This is a genomic window from Prochlorococcus marinus CUG1417, assembly GCF_017695975.1.
GTDB classification, from domain to species: domain Bacteria; phylum Cyanobacteriota; class Cyanobacteriia; order PCC-6307; family Cyanobiaceae; genus Prochlorococcus_A; species Prochlorococcus_A marinus_AG.
In genome coordinates this window covers 119897-138965 of sequence record NZ_JAAORN010000002.1, presented here as the reverse complement: position 1 = coordinate 138965, position 19069 = coordinate 119897, and the positions used below count along the sequence as shown (strand labels likewise).

Here is a 19069-nt window from a genome sequence, read left to right as displayed (position 1 = left end):
CTAGTATAAATAAAGCTCTTGTTTTTTAAATGTGCGGAATAGCGGGTATATGGGATTTTAATAATGGTACTTCGGGAGATCTTTTGGCTAAAGAAGTCAATGATATGGCGAAAAATATAAAGTCAAGAGGCCCTGATAGTTCTGGATGTTGGATTGATGAAAAGATTGGAATTGCATTATCTCATAGAAGATTGGCAATTCAAGATTTAAGTAAGAATGGAAACCAACCTTTTTTAAGTCAATCAGGTAGATATGTAATTGTTTTTAATGGGGAAATTTATAACCATAAATTATTAAGAAAAGATCTTTCCAAATACAGCACTGGAAACTTCTTTTGGAAAGGAAACTCAGATACTGAAACACTTCTTGCCTGTATAGAGACTTGGGGATTGAATTCAGCATTAGACAGATTTGCAGGAATGTTTTCTTTTGCATTATGGGATCGAAAAAAAAGATCTATTTATTTGGTAAGAGATAGATTTGGAGAAAAACCTCTTTATTATGGTTTGAAAAAATTTAATAATAGAAGCAGAAAAAGTTTTTTATTTGCTTCAGATTTAAGTGCTTTCAGGGCACTAAAAAACTATCAAATAAATATAAATCAGGCTGCGTTTGAGTCTTTTATAAATCAAGGTTTTATTTCTGCACCTTTGACAATTGAAGATGATATTAATCAATTGAGTCCAGGCCACTATTTGGAAATTAACTATGAAAATATTGAAAGATTAGAGTTCAGAAGTATAAATCCTATAAAGTGGTGGGATCCTTTAAAAATTTCTCAGAATAGGTCTGAATTGAATCTTAATAATGACGATTTTGCAATTAAAGAAGTCAACAATTCACTATTAAGATCAGTTGAGGAAAAGAAAATTTCTGATGTCCCTATAGGGGTTTTTCTATCTAGCGGTATTGATTCCTCCCTGATTTGTTCTTTATTAATGCATTCCTCTAAAGAACCTATAAATAGCTTTACTATCTCTTTCCCAGATAATAATCAAGGGGAAGTGGGGTTTGACGAGGGACCCGCTGCAAAATTGATAGCCTCTTATTTAGGTACAAATCATAATGAAGTGGCCCTTTCCTCCTCAGATTTGATCAAATTAATTCCCTCTTTATCAAGTATTTATACTGAGCCATTCGCTGATTCGTCTCAAATCCCTACATATCTAGTTTGTAGAGAAGCTTCTAAAAATGGTCTTAAAGTCGTTCTATCTGGGGATGGAGCTGATGAACTATTTGGCGGATACAATCGTCATTATTTAATACCTAAAATACATAAAATTTTTAAAAACTTACCTTATTCAGTTAGATCTTTAGTTAGTAGCTTATTAATAAACTTACCAAATAAAAATATAGGTCTATCTCAACAAAAAATTCAAAAGTTATCAAAATCTATCTTACATGCCGATAACTTAGAGTCTATTTATAACTCTTTAACTTGTGGATCGAATGATACATCATATTTACTCAATGAAGAATTTACTAATTGTAGTCAACAGAAGAAAGAAATATTACCATATGCTTCCTCCATTGCTGAAAGAATAATGCTTGCTGATGTTCAAAATTATCTTCATTCAGATATCCTTGTAAAAACTGATCGAGCCTCGATGGCAACTGGTTTAGAAGTTAGAGCTCCTTTCTTGGATCATAGAGTAGCTGAATTAGCCTGGGAATTGCCGCTTTCTATGAAAATAAGAAATCGAAAAACAAAATGGATACTTAAGAAGATTTTAAGCAATTATTTGCCTAATTCTTTAATTAACAATCAAAAAAAAGGTTTTGCAATACCAATTAATAATTGGTTGAGAGGACCTTTAAAAGATTGGGCTTGTGATCTGCTTTCAGACTCAACTATTAAAAGGCAAGGTTATTTAAATTCAGAAATAGTATCTAAAAATTTGACCTCTCACTTAAGTGGTGAAAAAGATAATTCATCAAGATTATGGACATTATTGATATGGCAATCTTGGCTTTCTGATATAGAACTATAAAAAAGAGTATTGTTTTGATTCAAATATTAACTAATTAAATTTTGGGGAATTTATTTATCAGCTCCAAGTTTTCCATGGGGCTTTATTTTCCTGCCATAACTTTTCCAACAGATTTTTTTCTCTTAAAGTATCCATTGGCTGCCAAAATTTATCATGTGTATAGGCCATTAACTCTCTACTTTCAGCTAGTTTTTTGAGGGGATACTCTTCCCAAGCAGTATTATCATCTTTTATGAGAGGAATACATTTAGGAGATAGTACAAAAAATCCTCCATTTATTCTACCTCCATCTCCTCTAGGTTTTTCTTGAAAGCTCTTTACCAAATTATTTTCGCAATTAAGTGCTCCATATCTGCCAGGAGGGAGGACAGCAGTAATGGTAGCAAGCTTTTTATGACTATTATGATAAGAAATTAGATCCGCTATATTTATATCTGCCAATCCATCGCCATAAGTAAAACAAAAACTTTCTTCATTTTTGAGAAATTCATACGCTCTTTTTAATCTCCCTCCAGTTTGAGTTGTTTCACCAGTATCTAGAACAGTTACTTTCCAATCTTCACCTTTCTTGTTAAGGATATTTATTTTATTAGAATCTAAATCTATTTCTAAATCTGAAAGATGTAGAGAGTAATTAAAAAAATATTCTTTGATTATGTATCCTTTGTATCCGCAACATATTATAAAGTCTTTAATTCCATAAGAGCTAAAGATTTTCATTATGTGCCATAGAATAGGTTTAGAACCTATCTCTACCATTGGCTTAGGCCTCAGGTGAGTTTCTTCAGATAAACGAGTGCCTAAACCTCCTGCCAATATAACCGCTTTCATTTTTTTTTTTTAAATTAGAGTAATTATAAAGAAATAGCAGTTTTATTAACAATATAAATTAAAAAATTTTATTAGTTTTATTCAGATCATAGGAAGATTATAAGACGGTTTAGATAAAACTTTTGAATTTAGTTATTTATTAATTTAAACCTTTATAAGATTTATTAAAGAATGGTATTTGGTAAAAAAGATAAAAATGTTTAAAATTTTTATCTTTATCTCAACCTTTATCTATTTCATTAATACTCTACTTTGGAAAAGTATAATTATTAAATTATAAGTAATTAAAACTCAGAATAATAAAATCAGAAATGAAAACTATTCTTGCTACAGGTGGCACTGGATATATAGGAAGTCATACTTGTCTTGAACTTTTAAAGAAAGGATATAAAGTCATAATATTGGACTCTTTAGTAAATAGTTCAGAAAAAGTTATTAGTAAGATAAATTTTTTATTAAATGATAAAAACATAAGAAATAATTTGACCTTTATAAAAGGAGATATAAATGACGAAAAATTACTGGACCATATTTTTAAGCTTGCTAAAGAGAAATGTGAACCTATTTCTTGTGTAATGCATTTTGCAGGATTGAAATCAGTTGCTGAATCTCTTTCAAGTCCTTTGCAATATTGGCATAACAATGTAGGAGGTTCAATAATTTTATTTAAATTAATGGAGAAATATAAATGTAGAACAGTTATTTTTAGTAGTAGTGCAACAATTTATCAAATTAGTGGAGATAAATTAATAAATGAAAGTAGCCCAATAAATCCGATAAATCCTTATGGTCAAACTAAACTTGCTATTGAAAGATTATTAAAAGATCTTTATGACAAAGGTAATAATTGGAGGATTGCAAATTTAAGATATTTTAATCCAATTGGAGCTCACCAATCTGGTTTAATTGGTGAAAATCCAAAAGGCATTAAAAATAATATTTTCCCAATCCTTAATGGAGTGGCAATTGGCGAAATAGAAAAGCTGAGAATCTATGGCAAAAATTGGCCTACCTATGATGGTACTGGTATAAGAGATTTTATACATGTGATGGATTTAGCTGAAGGTCACATCAAAGCTCTTGAATATTTAGAAAATAATGAACCACAAATTTTGAATCTCAATATCGGTACTGGTAAGGGAACAAGTGTGTTAGGTTTGATAAGGATTTTTGAGAATGTTAATAAAGTAAAAATTAATTATGAATTCACTAATAGAAGAAAAGGAGATTACGGTATTGTTATAGCTGATAATTCTTTAGCCAAAAGTTTATTAAAATGGACACCTAAAAGAAGTCTTGAAGATATGTGCGTAGATGGTTGGAGATGGCAAAATAATAATCTAAACAATCCATAAATAATTTTTAAAAATTGGTTTTGTTTGATCTTTATTAATTATTTTAAATTCTCAACTATGAGGTTTTCTCCCATATTGATCCTCAAATCTAATAATATCATCTTCTCCCAAATAATCCCCACTCTGAACCTCAATCAAAGTCAAGTTTTTCTTGCCTGGATTTGATAATCTATGCTTAGTGCCAAGTGGGATAAATGTACTTTGATTCTCATTTAATAAAAAATTCTTATCTCCAATTTGCACATCAGCAGTACCTTTTACTACAATCCAATGCTCAGATCTTTTTTTGTGCAATTGAAGGGATAAACTTGCCCCGGCTTTTACTTCAAGCTTTTTCACTTGCCAGTTTTCCCCTTGTGCAATTGAATTATAATTACCCCAAGGTCTAAAAATTTTTTTGTGAATAGAGCCCTCCTCCAAACCAGATTTTTGTAATTGATCAACTATAGATTTGATAGAGTCAGTTTTAGTTTTATCGGAGATTAAGATAGCATCTGAAGTTTCGATAATTGTTAAGTTATTTAATCCAAGAGTTACAATTAATCTACTTTCACTTCTTATGTAACAATTTTTAGAGTTTTTATCTATAACCTTTCCTGAGATGTAGTTTCCTGATTTATCTTTTTCTTGACTCTCCCACAGGGATTTCCAACTTCCAACATCACTCCATCCGGCATCTAAAGGTAATACTGTTCCAAGATTGGTATTTTCCATAACTGCCACATCAACTGAAATATTGGGAGAATCTTTGAATTTATTTTCATTAATTCTTGTGAAATCAAGATCTTTTATTTTTGATTCCATTGCTCCTCTAGAGCAATAGTATGTTTTGGGTGAATAGGTTTTTAATTCTTCTAAAAAAACTTTGGTTTTAAACATAAAAATGCCGCTATTCCACGTGAAATTACCATCTCTTAGGAATTTCTCAGCAAGATTTTGATTTGGTTTTTCGATGAATTTTTTTATTTTAGAACCTTTTAGATCTTCAATATTTAGGGTTGATTCACTTTCAATATATCCGTATCCGGTCTCTGGATAGGTTGGAATCACTCCAAAAGTAACTAATCTACCCTGATTGGCGTATTCATATCCTTTGTGGATCACTCTGGTAAACTCTTTATTGTTATCTATTTTATGATCAGCAGATAATATTAATAATATTGAGTCGCTATCCTCTTCAACTGCTTCTAGGGCTCCAATTGTAATAGCAGGAGCAGTATTCCTACCTTCAGGTTCAAGAATAATTGCTTTTGGATTAACTCCTATTATTCTCATCTGTTCAGCCACTAAAAATCTATGCTCTTCACTGCAAATTATTATGGGACTAGTTATGTTGCTTATCCCAGAAATTCTAGTTTGTGTTTTTTGTAGTAATGACTTTTTATCTTCACCATACAAAGAAAGAAATTGTTTAGGGTAGCTTTGTCTTGATAACGGCCATAATCTAGAACCTTTGCCTCCACAAAGTATTATTGGAATAATTTTAGGTTTTTTCATGATTTATTTAAACAAAATTTATTAACGTAATATTTTTTTATGAGGCGAAAATAATTTGAAGATTTGCATTTGATTTAACTGAATAATTTTTTTAATTCACTTTTTAAAATTAGGATTAATTTTTTAAAAAACACAAAAAGCTTGTTTCCTCCTAACACATGTTCTTTAGGTGATTCTCCAATAACTAATTGAGGATTGATATATATATTACCGCCAATTGAAGTGATGAAACTGTTGAAAATTACATGTTCACAAATAAGTTGCCCATTGTTATCCTTACCTTTATATGTAGCATCTCTAGATATGGCTATTTTTTTATAAATTGCTAATCCACCAAATGCAGAATTGACTTTTATTAATTTAGCGTTTGGATTAATTTTTATCATTCTGCCCTTTACAGCCTGTCTCTCTGCATCAAAATCATTATATCCAATCTCAATTAGGGCTTTTTTATATTCCCAACAATTATTTGGCGACCAAATATCGTGCCTTAATGCGTAAATATCATAATATAAACCTTTATTATTTGATGTCATTACATCCCAACCATCATGTTCCCAGCACGATGTGAGATTTTTTTCATTTAAACTAGAGCATACACCATCAAAATCGGCAACAACCAAATAATCAACCCATTTATAAATCGAATTTTTAAATAAATAATTTAAATATTTGTTCCTGCAATAAGCAATTCTTTCAGTCCTATTAGGTAGTTTATATTTTAAAAAACCACAAGATTCGAAATTAAAATCTTTTCTTTTTTTCTTTAAATTTCTCAAGATTTGTAATGTATTGTCAGTACTATCAGATTCAACCAAGAAAAATTGATACTTTAATGTTTTTGAAAATGCTTTATCAATGCAATTTACTGTATTTAATAAAGTTTTGGAGCAGTTTTTAACTGTGCCAACAATTAAAAATTTCTTATCTTGCATCAGATGACTGGGGAAAGCTTATAAAATATAGTTTTAAAGTATTTTTAAAAAAAAGATAATCTACAATTTCAAAAATTTTATCTTATTAAAATTGTTTTTCTTAAGTATATAATAATACGAGTTATCAATTAGATTCTTGAATTGTCCAAATTGTAATGGAACTAATTTGGTTTGTAAAAAGAGAGTAGAGGTTACTAAAGATTATATTAAATCAGACTTAATGCACTGCAACGATTGTGATATCCTTTTTCTTTGTAATCCTACCTGGCTTATTAATGCTTATGAAGAATCCTTTTCATGTGATACGGGTCACGTTATTCGAAACAATTCTTTGGCATCGAAGACGATCTTATATTTTAGAATTTGGCAAATAATTAATAGAACGGCTGATTTTGAGAAATGTTTGGATTTAGGAACTGGAATTGGTATTTTCCCAAGATTAATGAGAGACAAAGGATACTTATTTTACGGATTTGATGAATTTTCATCGATGTCATTAATAAAACCTTTTATAGCTTCTGACGAAATGATGTCAAAAATTAAAATAAAGACTTCTTTTGAAGTTATTGAGCATATTCCCTCTCTACCATCATTCTTAAGAGAAAAAGTAGGAGATGTCAATTTGTTTTTATTTTCGACAGAACTTAGAGATGTTGGCAAGATACCAAATTTAAATTGGGATTATTATAACTTTGAAGTTGGACAACATATATCATTTCACAGCATTAAAAGTCTTAAGATTGCTTTCAAAAAAGAAGGTTACGATCCTGATAGAATCTTTAGTTTTGGAAAATCTCTACATGTTCTTGCGAATACAAGAAAATGGATTATAGCTTTCCGGCTTGCAAGAATAATTTGGAAAATTAATTTACTATTTGAAAAACTTCAAAAAATTCTGCTAAATTTAATTTTCAAAGAAAAATCTCTTACACAAAGTGATTTTAGTTATAGTAAAAAACTAATTAAAAATATAAGGTAGTATATTTCCTTGATTTACTAAAATATAATAAATGAAAAGATTTAAATATGGAATATAGCCCAATTGCCTTTTTTGCTTTTAACAGACCTTACCATACTTATGAAACTCTTAATTCATTAAGTAAAAATAGTGAGGCGAAAAATACAGATCTATATGCATTCATTGATGGACATAGAAAAATTTCTGAAATACATTTAATTGACAGTGTTGAGAAAATTATAAAATCATTTTCTAATAAATTTAAAACAATAACAATTAATAGGGCTAAATTTAATCTTTCATGTAGTCCTAACCTTAAAAGAGGCATTTCAGGAGTTTTATCAAAATATGAAACTGTAATAATTTTGGAAGATGATATTGTTGTTTCAAAATATTTTTTGTCTTACATGAATAACGCTCTTGTCATTTATAAAAATCAAACGGAGGTTTGGCATATTAATGGATATAATTTTCCTACGAGAATAGATTCCAAACTTGAGTGCTTTTTTATTAGAACTATGTTTTGTTGGGGATGGGCCACATGGAAAGATAGATGGAATAAATTTATAGACGATCCATTGTCTTGTGATCCATATTATTTAAGTAATGTTTTTAATTCAAGAATGATTAAGGACTTTGATCTTAACTTGAGAAAGAGCCTATTTTGGTCTCAAGTATTAAATAATGCAAATGGAAAATTAAATAATATTTGGGATATCTTTTGGTATAGCTTTATTTTCCTTAATAAAGGTTTATGCTTAACTCCTAGAATTTCTTTAACAAGAAATATAGGGCATGATGGGAGCGGCATTCACTCCAGTTATGACAATGATATTTTAAATTCGGAAGTTAACGAGAAAAATATTATACATTTTCCTGAAAATATAATTGAAGATACTAATTGTATGAATCAGATAAGATCATATTTAAATAAAAAAAATAATATTTTTCTTAGATTAAAAAGAAAAATATCTATAGTACTTAATTATTTAAAAAAAATGTAATTAAAAAATATTTTTAAAATAAATTTTGAAATTTCTCTACAAACTCTTTATTGTTATAAATGTTTCTAATCATTCCATTATTTAATTCAATAATTTTGTCGCAAAATCTTAAAGTAGATAATCTATGAGCAATAGTAATAGTGGTAAGTTTTTTATTTGTTGTTGGATTGAATATTGACTCAATTACGGATTTTTCAGTTTTAAAATCTAAAGCACTTGTTGATTCATCAAGAATAAGCAAATCTGAATTAGTATAAATTGCTCTAGCAAGACCAATTCTTTGTTTTTGACCACCGCTTAATTTAATACCGTTATCGCCTACAAAAGTGTTATAACCATCTATCGTTTTATTTATAAATTCGTGCGCACAAGCAATCTTTGCTGCATTACGAACTCTTTTATAATCTATTTTTTCTTTAGGAATGCAAAAAGCTATATTTTCTAATATCGTGGCATCATACAAAAATACATCTTGTGGGACAAGAGCTATATTATTTTTCCATTTTTTTAAAATGAATGTTTTATCTTTATTAAAAAGATCAGTGTTATCAACGATTATAAAACCACTTTTGGGGGTTAGGAGACCCATCATAATGTTTATAAGCGTCGTTTTACCGCTCCCAGTCTTCCCAAATATGCCTATATTTTCTCCTTTCTTGATTGTTAGATTAATATCTTTGGATATTTCCCCACTATTACTTGTATAAGAAAAGTTTAGATTTGTTATTTTTATCTCATTTTTAAATGAAAGCCTATCTTTTACTGAATTAGTCTCATTACTATTTAAATTAATTAGATTTAGTATCCTGTCTAATGGCTTGTTATAGAAATATAGTAATGACCAAGATTTATAAGAACTTTGCATGGAAGGTAGAAGTTTCTGTGCCCCAAGAGCAAAAGCTCCTAATAAAGCAATAATATTGGCTGAATTATCAAATTTTGAGAAAATTGTGAAACCACAAATCCCTAAGAACAAAAGACCAATACCTTCGAATAAATATCGTGGAAACGTAGTTATGAATGCGATCACACCTTGATAAGTACGTAAATTAAGGTTGTTTATTTTAAAGTTCTTTACATAAAATTCATGATTATTTGAAATAATAATTTCTTTTATAGCATTTAAACTGTCTTGTATATTTTTGATTAGATTATAATTGGATTTTAATTCATATTTGCTAATTTTTTCTACTCTTTTATTTATAAAGATTCCTAAAAGAGTATATATTGATAAGAAGAATATAACTGAAGAAAATGTTATATAAAAGTTTAATTTGATAAGAGATAAAATAATACTTAGTGATAATATTATGGAGGTAGTACATGTTAATAAGTTTTCAAAGAAGAAATTTGTTTTATCTATATTAGAAGTTAAATCTGTTAATAGATCACTACTATTATTATTAATAAAATAATAATAATCTTGATTAATTATCTTACGATAAACATTATTCGAAATAAAATTTATAAAGGAAATTCTGAATTTTGTATTTAACCATAAATTAACAATTCTAATTATAGTAGTTAAAAATATAATTATTAAAAAAATTAAGGTAGATAAAGTAACTAAATCTTTATCATTTTCAATATTAAATGTTATGATCAACAATGAAAAAGAAGAAGAAATTTTATTTGGATTTGTTAAAGACTCTATAAATAAAAGAGCTGAGCCAATTGTTATAAACTCAAAAAGCCCATTAAGTATATTGATGAATATTATTCCAAAAAATTGATATTTTCTTTTTCTATCTAGTGCTCTAAATAAGTTTAAAATGGATTTTAGTAATTTATAGCTTCTTTTCATTTTTGATTTTTATTAAATTTAAAATAAAGTTTCAATTTATTTTTTATTCTATTTATTAAACTACCTTTCATCCAAGTCATATTCCAATGATGAATGCCAATGCTTATATCTTCAATTTCCAAATACTTATTAATATGATTATTTATCCTAAAGTTTGGATATGGATAGAAATAATTAGATGGAAGAATAAGAATTTGATTTTTAATTTTTTTTTCCAATGAAAAAAATTCTTTAGTAACGTTTTCAGGCCCTGAATTTTTAATTATATGATCGATATCATTTTTATATTCTGTTGATTTTATATGAGTGAGAATTTTATCTAAAAGTATAAAATTTGGCGTGCTTAGTAATATTGAATTTCCAATAATAGGATTATTACCAAACATTATCCCAGCGATGAATTTATATTTGAGAATATCCAAGGGTAAAGGTTTAAGGCATTCAAAGTCTGTATCAGCATAAAGACCGCCAAATTTCTTCAAAATAATGTACCTCAAGATATCACTTCTATAACCAGGATTGATTTTTTTAGAATAAACATCAAAATTTTTTATATTTAGTGTTTTGATATTATCTTCGTTCCATAATTTATATTCCCAGTCCGGATTAAAGTTTTTCCAAGATTTCATCCAAGGAATACAGTTCTTTGGTAATTTCTTATCACCTAACCATATTTGATGAATTAGTTTTGGTATTAAAGGCTTTGTAGACTTCTTATCATCTAAAAAATATTTAAATTGATCTGCAAGAAACTTCCAATCATTTTTTTTAGATATATTTCCTACGAAATTAGGATCGAATTTTGAATTTCTCGCAAATTCAGTGTTAAATAAATTATTTTCCATTAATTTATAAATATGGATTTAGTTAAGCTTTTTAAAATCCAATTTCTCTTATTACTTTACAAATATATCGATTAAAAATAAATTTATTGAATTTATATTAAGATTTTGTTTGTAATAATAAAAAAACTAAATATAAAAAAATTAAAATTCAAATATATTTTATTTAACTAGAAAAAGTGTCTACAACAAATTTATCAATTTACTTTGTGAGTTAAAATTATAAAGTTATCTGTACATTGTGGTGGAAAATAAAGAAAATAAATTTGTTTTTAAAGATTATGCTAAGGGTTTAATAGGTGCATTGGATTTAGTAAAGCAAGATCAGCTTGATGCCTTTTTTCAGGTTTTTGATTCTTACTTTGGAAGTAACTCAAATATATACCTTTTAGGAAATGGTGGCAGTCAAGCAAATGCTCATCATATATCTGGAGATTTCATGAAAACATTTTCCATTGCAGGACTTAAATTAAAAATCTCATGTTTGGCGGATAATGTTTGCCATTTAACTGCTGCATCTAATGACCTCTCTTATGATGAGGCTTATTCAATGTTAATAGATACCATCATAGATAGAGATGATTTTTTGATTTATTTGTCTGGGAGTGGCAATTCTATAAATTTAGTCAAGTGTGCTAGAAAGGCTAAGCAAAGAAATATCAAACAAGCAGCTTTAACTGGTTTTAATGGGGGTGCTCTTAATAAGATTGTTGATTATCCAATTCATATTAAATTTGATGATATGGAAATTTGCGAAGATTTACAATTGTCAATCTTTCACTATATCAAACAAAGATTGATATCAAAGTATTCTGATTGTTTTGCGAATTTTGATTTACCAAAATACCAAAAAAGAACACTTGAGGATCTTATTTCATGATTTACATTGGTAAATCACCCTATAGAGTATCTTTGTTAGGTGGTAGCTCTGATCTTGATTGGTTTGTTAAAGATGAAGGATTTGGAGTCTGTCTGGGATATTCTTTAGATAAATATTCATACTCTGTACTAAATGTTCTCCCATCAATTTCAAAAAAAGGTATATTAGAATATTCTAATAGAGAAGAATATACAAATTCTAATGAGATAGTTCATCCTATTGTCAGAGAGGTTTTATCATATTTTGATATTCCGAATTATATAGAGCTAAAAACTTTTGGATTTGCCACAGGTGGATCTGGCTTAGGAGGTTCTGCATCATTTATACTTGCGTTAATTAGCTCATTATCTAAAGCATTTAAATTTGAACTTTCTAAAAATGAAATAATTGAAAAAGCTTGTTACTTAGAAATTCACAAATTAGGCAAACCTATAGGTAAACAAGATCAGTATCTTTGCGCATCAGAAGGTTTTAATTCATTCACATTTTATAGTGATAATAATGTAAAAAGGAACATTCTTTCAAAACAGAAAACTGATGTCTTAAATAGATTATCAGATAATTTTTACCTCATACCAACAAATAAGAAAAGGAGTGCAGATTCGGTTTTAGCAAAAATAAAAAACGATATTGAGGCTGCAGAAAAAATTTTACAAATTAGAGATATTGCAGTTAAATTTATTGAATTTGAAGATCAAAGGGATTACAAAATAGAAGAATTTTTTAATGATTCTGTAAGAGATTCTTGGTTAATAAAAAAATCAATTTGTAATACAATGAATAGTACTTTGAAAGAACAATATGATTTAATTGACAAAATTATACCTAATAATTGGATAAGATTAATCGGTGCGGGAAATGGTGGTTATTTTCTAGTTTCTTCTAAAATTGGACAAGATAAAATTTACGAATTATCTTTTAAAGAAGGTCTAAAGGGTGTTTTTAAGGCAAAGCCAGCAACTGAAGGTCTTTCTAATTTTCAGATATGAAGCCAGATAAATATGATGTTGTTTTGGCTTGTGGAGGCTTAGGAACACGACTACAAGAAATAACAAAAGATATCCCTAAACCACTATTTTTAGTAAATGGGAAAAGTACCCTTGAAAGATGCATAGAACAATTAGAAAATTATCAATTTAAAAGAGTTATTCTTACTATTGGATATAAGAGTAAAAATTTTTTGGAATTTGTAGAGTATTTAAATAAAAAATATCAGATTTATATAGAAGTATTTTTAGAAAAAAAGCCCATGGGTGAATGTGGAGCTCTTTGGAATTTGAAGGAGAAATTATGTGATGATTTTATTTTTATTAATGGAGATCTTATTTTTTCAATTGATTTTAAGAAATTAAAATATTTCCATAAGCGATTATCTTCAAATTTAACTTTAGTTACTCATACCAGTGATCATCCTGAGGATTCAGACTTAGTTTCGGTTCCAAATGGTTCTTTAGTAGAGGCTATATTTTCAAAAGAAAAAAATAAAGAAATTGATAAAGATGCATATCTTGGTAATTCAGGTATTTTTATTTTGAATAAAGTTTTATTAGAAAAAATAAGCGCTCCAAAAGAAAATGATTCAAAATCAATTTTTCATTTTATCGTTAAAAATGCTTTTAACTTGAATATAAATATTTACTCCTATAACACTACTGAGTACATAAAAGATATGGGGACTCCTAAAAGATTAAAAGTTGTTGAAAATGATTTGTTAAGAGATAAGGTAAACAAAAAAAATTACACTAATTCACAAAAAACTTTATTCTTAGATAGAGATAACACTCTTATAAAATGTGATATTGGTAAATACATACTTAAAGAAAAGGATATTGATTTTGATATTCATAATATTGAAAAAATTTTACCAATATCTTTTAATTATGATTTTGTTTGCTTATTAACTAATCAACCATCTATATCGATGGGCAGATTAAATTTAAAAGATTTAGACAGAATTAATACTTTTGTGGTTAAATTTTGCCTTTCAAAGGGTTTGAAAATTGATGTCGTAACATTTTGTCCACATCATCCTCATAAAGGTTACCAAGGTGAAATCTCGATACTAAAAAAAGATTGTTTTTGCAGAAAACCTAATCCCGGACTTTTTTTAGAACAGGCTTTTTTTAGAAATATTGATCTTAAAAAATCATTAATGATTGGCGATTCTGATAATGACTACTTGGCCGCGATGAATGCAGGCTGCAATTTTTTGAACGTTAATGATTTATGAATTATTCTTTTTTTGGGACATGTTACTCCGATCATCAAGAGTTCTTTGATTGTTTACAAACTATTTTAGATCAGACAATTAGTCCTAAAGAAATAATTTTAGTAAACTCTGGAGAAATTAATATTGAGAAGAAGATATTAGATAAGATTGGTAATAAGGAGATAAAATTAGTTTATATTTCCACGAAAGTGTCTAGAGTTAAGGCACTAAATTTAGCTGTCGATAAATCATCTTCCAAATATTCATTTAGGTTCGATACTAGATCAAGATTCACAAAGGATTATGCTGAGAATGCATTATTAGCTTTACAAAATAAAAGTTTGGATGCCGCAGTTGTCGGTGGAGTGCCTAAGGTGATTAGTAGTTCGAGTGAATTTATTCCCAAACTTTGCGCAGAAATAATGGGTCGTCCCTATCTCTATTTTTTCCCTAAGCATAGAAATATAAACTATAGTGGTTATTCAGCTTCTATTTATTTAGGATGTTTTGTAACTTCAATTTTAAAAAATATTAGATTTAATGAGAAAGAAGATATCCTCTCTGAGGATTCATTGATAATTAATGATTTTTTGGAAAGAGGATTTAAAGCTTATATTTCATCAAGAATTAAAGTTCGGTATATTTGCAGATCTTCTTTTTTTAATGTTTTAAAGTTATTTAATACATATGGATTTTGTAGAGCTAACACAATTTTTGTTTCAAAGAAATTATTTATTTCTAAAAGACATTTTTATGTTTTTATTTCCTTAATTTTGATTGTAATAATTTTTTCGAAATTTGCATTAAAAGGTTTATTTTTTTTACCAGTTATACTTTTAATATTTAATCTCTTTAATGAGATAATTTTGTCTGAAAAAGTAAAGAATTTACTCATACCCATTTATGGCACTTTATGTCAATTTTCATGGATTTTAGGATTTTCTTGGCGTTTACTAACTATTTTTAAAACATCCATTTCAAAATCTAATTTTATATCTTGAATTCTGAAGTAATTATTACTGGGGGAGCAGGTTTTATTGGAGCTAATCTAGTAAAAGCTCTTTTAATTAAGGGATTTAAAATACACGTATTTGATAATTTATCAACAGGCGATATAAAAAATCTTCCCTTAGATAAGATTGAATTTTATAATATTGATTTGAAAAATCCTTGGGACACTTGGCCAAGTATTAAAGCTTCTCATATTTATCATCTAGCAGCTAATGCAGATGTAAGAGGTGGATTTAAAGACCACTATATTGATCTAAATGAGAACTTGCTTGTTACAAAAAATGTTTGTGATTATTCAATTAAAAATGATATTCGCAACTTTGTTTTCTCTAGTAGCGCAACAGTCTATGGTGAACCAGATATTTTTCCTACTCCTGAAAGCCATATATCTAATCAAACATCTTTATATGGAGCTAGCAAGATTTCTTGTGAAGCATTTATTCAAGCTTATTCTAATTATGGATATTTCAAGTCTACAATTTTTAGATTTGTTTCATGGACTGGCTATGGGTACTCGCATGGAGTAATTTATGATTTTGTAAAAAAATTACTAAATAATTCTTCAAAATTAGAAATACTTGGAGATGGTAAACAAGTTAAATCTTATCTAGATGTGAAAGACGGTCTTGATGGAGTAATTAATATTTCAAATTATAATAATGAAGTTTCTTCAGTTTTTAATTTAGGTCATTACGAGACTATGAATGTAAAGGATTTAGCAGATATAGTTTGCGATGAAATGGACTTAAATAAAGTAAAGTATGAATTTGCCGGAGGTGAGAGAGGTTGGCTTGGAGATTCACCGCTCGTGCATTTAGATACTAAAAAAGCAACTTCCTATGGATGGGAACCCAAAACTACTATAGAAAGCAGTATAAGAAATACGGTAAGATATTTATTATCATCAGATTCAAAAAGATTTAGGTAAACCTAAATTATTAGATCAAATAAATTTGACTTTAATTTCTGCATTAGAAAATAAAAATAGAAAATTTTCTTAGGAAAAAAAAATTTTACTGCAAAAATAAATTTTCTAATTCTTGAGATTTCTTTATTATAAATTAGATCTAAAAATACTTTTTTTGACGGTTTGGTTGATGAAACACCATCTAAAAAAAATTTAATTACAGGTTTATTAATATAAACTATATAATTAGCATTTTTTATAATATTTCTTTTCCAATAACCATCGCCAATTAAATTATATTTAACTGGAAATTCGATTTTATTAGCTAGTGTTCTTGAAACAAGCATTGATTGGTGATTAGGTTCAAAAAACTTAAGCCATGTATTGATATTTTTTAATTTTTTACCTGGGAAATTCCAACTTATTTTTTTATTAGCGATAATATTTGCTTGTCCAAAAATTAAGCTAGAATGAATATCTGTAGTAAGAGTTTTCTCGAAAAGTATTTTTAGGGAATTTTTATTAAAAAAAGTATCGCCGCTATTTAGGAAAATAATAAAGTTACCTTTAGATATTTTTTTTCCATAATTCATGCAAGGGTATATTCCAAAGATATTAACTCTATTAGCATCAATATGTTTTATAAGGATTTGCTTATCTTCAGATAATCTTTTTTTTATATTATTTTTATTTTTAACTTGGTTTTGTTTATTTGAACCATCAATGATTATCCATTCAAGATTAAATGAGACTTTTTGACTATTTATACTTTTAAGTGTTTTGAGAAATTTTAAATTATCATCCTTAGTGAGAGTGATTATCGAGATTTGAATATTAATTTTTAACATTTGGCTTCGCTAATTATTTGAAGGGCTATATTAAAATGATGAAGGTAAATAAATAACATGATTAATATTAAAGATTTACCTATATTGATATTAGGATATAATAGATTTGATAAATTCAGTAGATGTATAAATACTTTAGAGGAACAAGGTTTAAAAAATATATATGTTTCTATTGATGGTCCAAAAAATGAATTCGATAAAAAAGTACAAAAAAAAATAATAAATTTTTGCTTAAATAATAGTTTAAATTTAGATATTAAAATACAGAATTTAAATAAAAATTATGGTTGTAGATTAGGTCCCATTAATGGTATAACATGGTTTTTTAAAGAAAATAAATATGGTGTAATTCTCGAAGATGATGTCATAATTTCTAGAAAATGTATTGATTTGTTCTCAATATTACTTGAAGAATATTATTTTAATGAAAATATAATTTCTATTTCATCTTTTAATGAGTTTACAAACAAAAAAATTGAATCTATTTATGAAGTCCCAGTTTGGCGTAGTTGGGGATGGGCCTCTTGGGCTGAAAAGTGGCAAATGCATTTAAAGTTCTCTAACAGAATTAAAAACCTAAATATCTGGCAAATATATAATTTATTACCTAAAGAATATAGGTTGATTGAAACTGCAGAACTTATCAAGTCATGTCAATTGAATCTTATGGATGCATGGGATTATGAATTTAATTTTTCACATATAGTAAATAATAAAAAATCTCTTACTATTGGCGGAATAAATAATTATGTTTATGGATTTGATAATTCTGCAACTCATACAGATAATATTAAAAATGTAGATATTGACTTTAAATTATTTTGTGAAAGAAATGTAGATGAATTTAAAATCCAAAAACTTGAAAAAAATAAGGAAATTTCTACTATAAGTAAATGTGGTTTCTCAACTTCAAAATACAAAAATATCTTTTCTTTAAAAATTGATTTACTAAAATCTTTGTTTTTTTCATTTATCTTTTATTTAAGAATAGTTAAAAGAAATGCTTTTAAAAAATTTTATTGTGTTGAATAATGTATATTCAAATTATAAATTTAGAATAAATATTGGCTTTAATATTTTCTTCAGGAGGAGGGAGACTTGGTAATCAATTACTTAATTTAATTCATTTGCAAGCTTTCTTATTTGAATATGATGTTGACATTTTTAAAGTTAAAGACTCTTTTATAATTTGTGAAGAGAAATCATTTCTTTATAAACTTGACAAGAATAGAATAAATTGGAGAATTGTTTCTGATTATTCAAAACCAAAAAAAGTTGACAAATTATTTCTAAAAATTTTCATTAGGATAATACATATTTATTATTATCTTCACCCAAAAAGAAATTCATATAAACTAAAATTAAGTCACAAATTTATTTTAGGAAAAAAATTAAATAAAGATTTTTCTAGATATAAATTAATCCAAGAATCAAAAGAAAAAAATATAGTTTTATCTGGTTGGGGTTTAAGGGATTGGGATTTAGTTATAAAGCATAAAGATTTAATTATTAATAATTTATCTAAAGCATTTTTACCCTTACTAGATTCTAATTTAAAAATCGATAAAGATTTCTTATTTGTACATATAAGAAGATCTGATTTTTTAAAAATAGCCAATTTTAAAGAACTTAATTTTTTAGATGATGTCTGGTTAAAATCTATTATTAAGGTTTGCCAAAATGAATCTTTAAACCGAGTGGTAATTTTTAGTGATTCTAAGATAAATCTTTCATTTATTTCTAAATTAGAGAGCCATAATATTAAAGTCTTATTAGCGGATAATGAAATCACAAAAGACATTTCTTTTTTGGATCTCTTCGTAAATTATTTATATACTGCTAAAGCAGTTATTTGTAATGCTTCTACATTGGCATTAAGTTTATCTTTCATGTTTCATGAGAAAATATATTTACCTTCTAAAAGTAACTATTTACGGACAATATCTTTAAATAATGCTCATAAATTGCACCCTATTTCCTTAAATTGGAATTAATAA

General features: G+C 27.2%; 17 protein-coding genes. 11 read left to right on the top strand and 6 right to left on the bottom strand.

The genetic code is table 11. From position 1 onward, the window contains the following. The first annotated feature begins 29 nt into the window (after nucleotides 1-29). Nucleotides 30-1991: an asparagine synthase (glutamine-hydrolyzing) gene (gene asnB, locus HA140_RS06875; RefSeq protein ID WP_209040392.1), complete on the top strand. Its 1962-nt coding sequence runs from the start codon at nucleotides 30-32 to the stop codon at nucleotides 1989-1991. 57 nt (nucleotides 1992-2048) lie between these two features. Here asnB and rfbF read toward each other — a convergent pair whose 3' ends face one another. Further along, nucleotides 2049-2822 carry a glucose-1-phosphate cytidylyltransferase gene (rfbF, locus tag HA140_RS06870; protein WP_209040391.1) on the bottom strand — a complete coding sequence of 258 codons (774 nt, stop codon included), beginning with the start codon at nucleotides 2820-2822 and terminating at the stop codon, nucleotides 2049-2051. A gap of 311 nt (nucleotides 2823-3133) precedes the next feature. Here rfbF and galE point away from each other — a divergent pair, with 311 nt between their 5' ends. Continuing rightward, complete coding sequence (gene galE / locus HA140_RS06865; protein WP_209040390.1) at nucleotides 3134-4177, top strand: UDP-glucose 4-epimerase GalE; 1044 nt, start codon at nucleotides 3134-3136, stop codon at nucleotides 4175-4177. Between the two features lie 51 nt (nucleotides 4178-4228). Here galE and HA140_RS06860 read toward each other — a convergent pair whose 3' ends face one another. Both HA140_RS06860 and HA140_RS06855 read right to left on the bottom strand, forming a co-directional pair. Beyond that, nucleotides 4229-5674, bottom strand: a complete 1446-nt coding sequence (locus HA140_RS06860; protein ID WP_209040389.1) for a mannose-1-phosphate guanylyltransferase/mannose-6-phosphate isomerase — start codon at nucleotides 5672-5674, stop codon at nucleotides 4229-4231. Between the two features lie 74 nt (nucleotides 5675-5748). Then, nucleotides 5749-6609, bottom strand: a complete 861-nt coding sequence (locus tag HA140_RS06855) for a hypothetical protein (protein ID WP_209040388.1) — start codon at nucleotides 6607-6609, stop codon at nucleotides 5749-5751. A gap of 136 nt (nucleotides 6610-6745) precedes the next feature. Between HA140_RS06855 and HA140_RS06850 the strand changes: the two genes are divergently transcribed. Together HA140_RS06850 and HA140_RS06845 are read left to right on the top strand one after the other, a co-directional pair. Beyond that, nucleotides 6746-7588 (top strand): class I SAM-dependent methyltransferase, encoded by an 843-nt coding sequence (locus HA140_RS06850; RefSeq protein ID WP_209040387.1) that lies wholly within the window; start codon nucleotides 6746-6748, stop codon nucleotides 7586-7588. A gap of 47 nt (nucleotides 7589-7635) precedes the next feature. After that, the gene (locus HA140_RS06845) at nucleotides 7636-8571 is read left to right on the top strand and encodes a hypothetical protein (RefSeq protein ID WP_209040386.1); all 936 of its coding nucleotides are present in this window, start codon (nucleotides 7636-7638) and stop codon (nucleotides 8569-8571) included. 13 nt (nucleotides 8572-8584) lie between these two features. Here HA140_RS06845 and HA140_RS06840 read toward each other — a convergent pair whose 3' ends face one another. Continuing rightward, nucleotides 8585-10375, bottom strand: coding sequence for an ABC transporter ATP-binding protein (locus tag HA140_RS06840; RefSeq protein WP_209040385.1), 1791 nt, complete (start codon nucleotides 10373-10375; stop codon nucleotides 8585-8587). Continuing rightward, the gene (locus HA140_RS06835; RefSeq protein WP_209040384.1) at nucleotides 10372-11220 is read right to left on the bottom strand and encodes a glycosyltransferase family 32 protein; all 849 of its coding nucleotides are present in this window, start codon (nucleotides 11218-11220) and stop codon (nucleotides 10372-10374) included. The genes HA140_RS06840 and HA140_RS06835 overlap by 4 nt, the downstream gene beginning before the upstream one ends. Nucleotides 11221-11461: 241 nt before the next feature. Between HA140_RS06835 and HA140_RS06830 the strand changes: the two genes are divergently transcribed. From HA140_RS06830 to HA140_RS06810, 5 genes are read left to right on the top strand one after another with little or no spacing between them, the layout of a single operon-like run. Beyond that, entirely contained in the window at nucleotides 11462-12097 is a 636-nt protein-coding gene (locus HA140_RS06830; RefSeq protein WP_209040383.1) for an SIS domain-containing protein, read from the top strand. Beyond that, nucleotides 12094-13086, top strand: coding sequence for a hypothetical protein (locus tag HA140_RS06825; RefSeq protein ID WP_209040382.1), 993 nt, complete (start codon nucleotides 12094-12096; stop codon nucleotides 13084-13086). Before HA140_RS06830 ends, HA140_RS06825 begins: the two co-directional genes overlap by 4 nt. Beyond that, nucleotides 13083-14327 carry an HAD-IIIA family hydrolase gene (locus tag HA140_RS06820; RefSeq protein ID WP_209040381.1) on the top strand — a complete coding sequence of 415 codons (1245 nt, stop codon included), beginning with the start codon at nucleotides 13083-13085 and terminating at the stop codon, nucleotides 14325-14327. Before HA140_RS06825 ends, HA140_RS06820 begins: the two co-directional genes overlap by 4 nt. Continuing rightward, a complete protein-coding gene (locus HA140_RS06815) occupies nucleotides 14324-15307 on the top strand; it encodes a glycosyltransferase (RefSeq protein ID WP_209040380.1) in 984 nt (327 codons plus the stop codon). The genes HA140_RS06820 and HA140_RS06815 overlap by 4 nt, the downstream gene beginning before the upstream one ends. Continuing rightward, nucleotides 15304-16245, top strand: a complete 942-nt coding sequence (locus HA140_RS06810; protein ID WP_209040379.1) for an NAD-dependent epimerase/dehydratase family protein — start codon at nucleotides 15304-15306, stop codon at nucleotides 16243-16245. Before HA140_RS06815 ends, HA140_RS06810 begins: the two co-directional genes overlap by 4 nt. Nucleotides 16246-16247: 2 nt before the next feature. Here HA140_RS06810 and HA140_RS06805 read toward each other — a convergent pair whose 3' ends face one another. Continuing rightward, nucleotides 16248-17072, bottom strand: coding sequence for a hypothetical protein (locus HA140_RS06805; RefSeq protein ID WP_209040378.1), 825 nt, complete (start codon nucleotides 17070-17072; stop codon nucleotides 16248-16250). Nucleotides 17073-17129: 57 nt separating this feature from the next. Here HA140_RS06805 and HA140_RS06800 point away from each other — a divergent pair, with 57 nt between their 5' ends. Both HA140_RS06800 and HA140_RS06795 read left to right on the top strand, forming a co-directional pair. Beyond that, nucleotides 17130-18104, top strand: coding sequence for a hypothetical protein (locus HA140_RS06800; protein WP_209040377.1), 975 nt, complete (start codon nucleotides 17130-17132; stop codon nucleotides 18102-18104). A gap of 32 nt (nucleotides 18105-18136) precedes the next feature. Continuing rightward, nucleotides 18137-19066, top strand: coding sequence for a hypothetical protein (locus HA140_RS06795; RefSeq protein WP_209040376.1), 930 nt, complete (start codon nucleotides 18137-18139; stop codon nucleotides 19064-19066). The last annotated feature ends 3 nt before the right edge of the window (nucleotides 19067-19069 follow it).

What these genes read in the sequence shown, in the direction of transcription:
- HA140_RS06845 (WP_209040386.1), top strand. Translation starts at nt 7,636, where the DNA reads ATGGAATATAGCCCAATTGCCTTTTTTGCTTTTAACAGACCTTACCAT.
- rfbF (WP_209040391.1), bottom strand. Translation starts at nt 2,822, where the DNA reads ATGAAAGCGGTTATATTGGCAGGAGGTTTAGGCACTCGTTTATCTGAA.
- HA140_RS06840 (WP_209040385.1), bottom strand. Translation starts at nt 10,375, where the DNA reads ATGAAAAGAAGCTATAAATTACTAAAATCCATTTTAAACTTATTTAGA.
- galE (WP_209040390.1), top strand. Translation starts at nt 3,134, where the DNA reads ATGAAAACTATTCTTGCTACAGGTGGCACTGGATATATAGGAAGTCAT.
- HA140_RS06860 (WP_209040389.1), bottom strand. Translation starts at nt 5,674, where the DNA reads ATGAAAAAACCTAAAATTATTCCAATAATACTTTGTGGAGGCAAAGGT.
- HA140_RS06825 (WP_209040382.1), top strand. Translation starts at nt 12,094, where the DNA reads ATGATTTACATTGGTAAATCACCCTATAGAGTATCTTTGTTAGGTGGT.
- HA140_RS06855 (WP_209040388.1), bottom strand. Translation starts at nt 6,609, where the DNA reads ATGCAAGATAAGAAATTTTTAATTGTTGGCACAGTTAAAAACTGCTCC.
- asnB (WP_209040392.1), top strand. Translation starts at nt 30, where the DNA reads ATGTGCGGAATAGCGGGTATATGGGATTTTAATAATGGTACTTCGGGA.
- HA140_RS06820 (WP_209040381.1), top strand. Translation starts at nt 13,083, where the DNA reads ATGAAGCCAGATAAATATGATGTTGTTTTGGCTTGTGGAGGCTTAGGA.
- HA140_RS06800 (WP_209040377.1), top strand. Translation starts at nt 17,130, where the DNA reads ATGATTAATATTAAAGATTTACCTATATTGATATTAGGATATAATAGA.
- HA140_RS06805 (WP_209040378.1), bottom strand. Translation starts at nt 17,072, where the DNA reads ATGTTAAAAATTAATATTCAAATCTCGATAATCACTCTCACTAAGGAT.
- HA140_RS06815 (WP_209040380.1), top strand. Translation starts at nt 14,324, where the DNA reads ATGAATTATTCTTTTTTTGGGACATGTTACTCCGATCATCAAGAGTTC.
- HA140_RS06835 (WP_209040384.1), bottom strand. Translation starts at nt 11,220, where the DNA reads ATGGAAAATAATTTATTTAACACTGAATTTGCGAGAAATTCAAAATTC.